This window comes from Roseicyclus sp. (genome assembly GCF_052168335.1).
Taxonomy (GTDB): domain Bacteria; phylum Pseudomonadota; class Alphaproteobacteria; order Rhodobacterales; family Rhodobacteraceae; genus Roseibacterium.
In genome coordinates this window covers 1-2,418 of sequence record NZ_JBQLZP010000103.1, presented here as the reverse complement: position 1 = coordinate 2,418, position 2,418 = coordinate 1, and the positions used below count along the sequence as shown (strand labels likewise).

Sequence of the window (2,418 nt, the reverse complement as noted above, 5' to 3'; positions counted from 1 at the left end):
ATGAAGCAGGGGCCAGGATCAAGCAGGGGGTTGTTCGCGGACGTTTCGCGGTTAAGTCTCCGCCTCTCGGAGGGAGAGCGACATGACGACGGCGACCGCCACCGGACCCGTGACCGGACCCGCAGCCGGGCCGATCCTGACCATCGACCGGCTCTCGAAGACCTACGAGGGCGGCTTCACCGCGCTCGACGCGGTGTCGCTCGAGATCCGCGAGGGGGAGATCCTCGCGCTCCTGGGCCCGAACGGGGCGGGCAAGACGACGCTGATCGGCGCTGTCTGCGGCCTCGTGCAGCCGACGGGCGGGCGGGTGCTGGTGGCGGGTCACGACACGCAGTCGGACTACCGCGCCGCGCGCGACCTGATCGGCCTCGTGCCGCAGGAGATCAACCTCGAGCCCTTCGAGAAGGTGATCACCACCGTCCGCTTCTCGCGCGGGCTCTTCGGCAAGCGCCGGGACGACGCGCTGATCGAGCGGATTCTCCGGCAGCTCTCGCTCTGGGACAAGCGGGACAGCCCGATCCGCGCGCTCTCGGGGGGCATGAAGCGGCGCGTGCTGATCGCCAAGGCGCTGAGCCACGAGCCGCGCATCCTGTTCCTCGACGAGCCCACGGCGGGCGTCGACGTGGAGCTGCGGCGCGACATGTGGGAGGTCGTGCGCAAGCTGAAGGAGGACGGCGTCACGATCATCCTGACCACCCACTACCTCGAGGAGGCGGAGGCGATGGCCGACCGGATCGGGGTCATCAGCAAGGGGCGCATCCTGCTGGTGGAGGAGAAGGCCGCGCTGATGAAGCGGCTGGGGCGCAAGGAGATGGTGATCGAGCTGCGCGAACCCGTGGCGGAGGTGCCGGACGCGCTCGGGCACCACGACCTGCGCATGACGGGCGAGGGGCACCTCGTCTACACCTACGACACGCAGGCGGAGCGGACCGGGATCACCCGGCTCCTGGCCGACATCCAGGCGGCGGGGCTGCACCTGTCGGACGTGGAGACGCGGCAGAGCTCGCTCGAGGAGATCTTCGTGGGGCTGGTGGCGGAGGAGCTGGCATGAACCTCAGGGCCGTGGGTGCGATCTACCGCTTCGAGATGGGACGGACCTTCCGCACCATCGGGCAGTCCATCGTCTCGCCCGTTCTCACCACCTCGCTCTACTTCGTGGTCTTCGGCACCGCCATCGGCAGCCGGATCGAGGAGGTCGAGGGCATCGGCTACGGCGCCTTCATCGTGCCGGGGCTGATCATGCTGACGGTGCTGCAGCAGGCGGTGTCCAACGCCTCGTTCGGGATCTACTTCCCGAAGTTCATCGGCACGGTCTACGAGCTCCTTTCGGCGCCGGTCTCCTTCCTCGAGGTGACGGCGGGCTACGTGCTGGCGGCGGCGACGAAGGCGCTGGCGATCGGGCTCATCATCCTGGCCACGTCGTTCTTCTTCGTGGACCTGACGATCCTGCACCCCGTCGCCATGGCCGCCTTCCTGGTGCTGACATGCCTGTCCTTCGCGCTCTTCGGGTTCATCATCGGGATCTGGGCGCAGAACTTCGAGCAGTTGCAGCTCGTGCCGCTGCTCGTGATCACGCCGCTCGTGTTCCTCGGCGGCGCGTTCTACTCGATCTCGATGCTGCCGGGCGCGTGGCAGACGATCAGCCTGTTCAACCCGGTCGTCTACCTGATCTCGGGGTTCCGCTGGTCGTTCTTCGGCATGGCGGACGTGCCGGTGGGCTGGTCGCTCCTGGCGATCGGGGGCTTTCTCGTCCTCTGCCTCGTCGTGATCGCGTGGATCTTCCGCACCGGCTGGCGGCTGCGTCCCTGATCGGTCAGGCGAGCGCGATCACGCCGAAGAGCACGAGGAGGAAGAGGATCAGCGCGATCACGACGAGGATCTTCACGCCCGTGAGCGCGGCGCCCGACACCCGGCCGAAGCCGAGCACGCCCGCGATGGCGGCGATGACGAGCAGGATGAGGATGAGGGAAAGAATGTCCATGAGGGTCTCCGGCGTTCGTGTCAGCCGGTAGAACCTGTGGAACCGTACATTTGTTCCGGTTTCAGTCGAGAAGCCCCTCGGGCGGGTCGATGACGAGACGGCCCGAGGCGAGGTCGACCGTGGGCACGATGGCCTGCGTGAAGGGCACGAGGACGGCGCCCTTGAGGCCCGGCCCGCGCAGCTCGAGGAGGTCGCCCGCGCCGTGGTTCAGGACCGCGGCGACCCGCCCGAGCGGCGCGCCGCCGGTGTCGTAGGCCTCGAGCCCGATGAGGTCGGCGTGGTAGAACTCGTCGTCCGGCAGCGCCGGAAGCGCCTCGCGCGGGGCGTAGAGGCGCAGGCCGCGGAGCGCGTCGGCCTGTTCCTTGGTGGCGACGCCCGAGAGGCGCGCCGCGAGGCCGCCCTTGATCGCGCCCGTGAGCCGGATCTCGAAGCTGCGG

4 protein-coding genes are annotated in these 2,418 nt (G+C 68.7%); 2 read left to right on the top strand and 2 right to left on the bottom strand.

Annotated features, from left to right (window positions below; all coding sequences use genetic code 11):
* Window positions 1-82: 82 nt before the first annotated feature.
* Complete coding sequence (locus tag ACTS11_RS03240) at window positions 83-1,051, top strand: ABC transporter ATP-binding protein (RefSeq protein ID WP_442638907.1); 969 nt, start codon at window positions 83-85, stop codon at window positions 1,049-1,051.
* Window positions 1,048-1,809: an ABC transporter permease gene (locus tag ACTS11_RS03235; protein WP_442638906.1), complete on the top strand. Its 762-nt coding sequence runs from the start codon at window positions 1,048-1,050 to the stop codon at window positions 1,807-1,809. The genes ACTS11_RS03240 and ACTS11_RS03235 overlap by 4 nt, the downstream gene beginning before the upstream one ends.
* A gap of 4 nt (window positions 1,810-1,813) precedes the next feature.
* Here ACTS11_RS03235 and ACTS11_RS03230 read toward each other — a convergent pair whose 3' ends face one another.
* Both ACTS11_RS03230 and rimM read right to left on the bottom strand, forming a co-directional pair.
* Entirely contained in the window at window positions 1,814-1,981 is a 168-nt protein-coding gene (locus ACTS11_RS03230) for a DUF1328 family protein (RefSeq protein WP_442638905.1), read from the bottom strand.
* A gap of 61 nt (window positions 1,982-2,042) precedes the next feature.
* A partial coding sequence (rimM, locus tag ACTS11_RS03225) for a ribosome maturation factor RimM (RefSeq protein WP_442638904.1) occupies window positions 2,043-2,418 on the bottom strand: 376 nt, incomplete at its 5' end.

Excerpts from the sequence above, each read along its gene's own strand:
- ACTS11_RS03230 (WP_442638905.1), bottom strand. The coding sequence starts at position 1,981 with ATGGACATTCTTTCCCTCATCCTCATCCTGCTCGTCATCGCCGCCATC.
- ACTS11_RS03235 (WP_442638906.1), top strand. The coding sequence starts at position 1,048 with ATGAACCTCAGGGCCGTGGGTGCGATCTACCGCTTCGAGATGGGACGG.
- ACTS11_RS03240 (WP_442638907.1), top strand. The coding sequence starts at position 83 with ATGACGACGGCGACCGCCACCGGACCCGTGACCGGACCCGCAGCCGGG.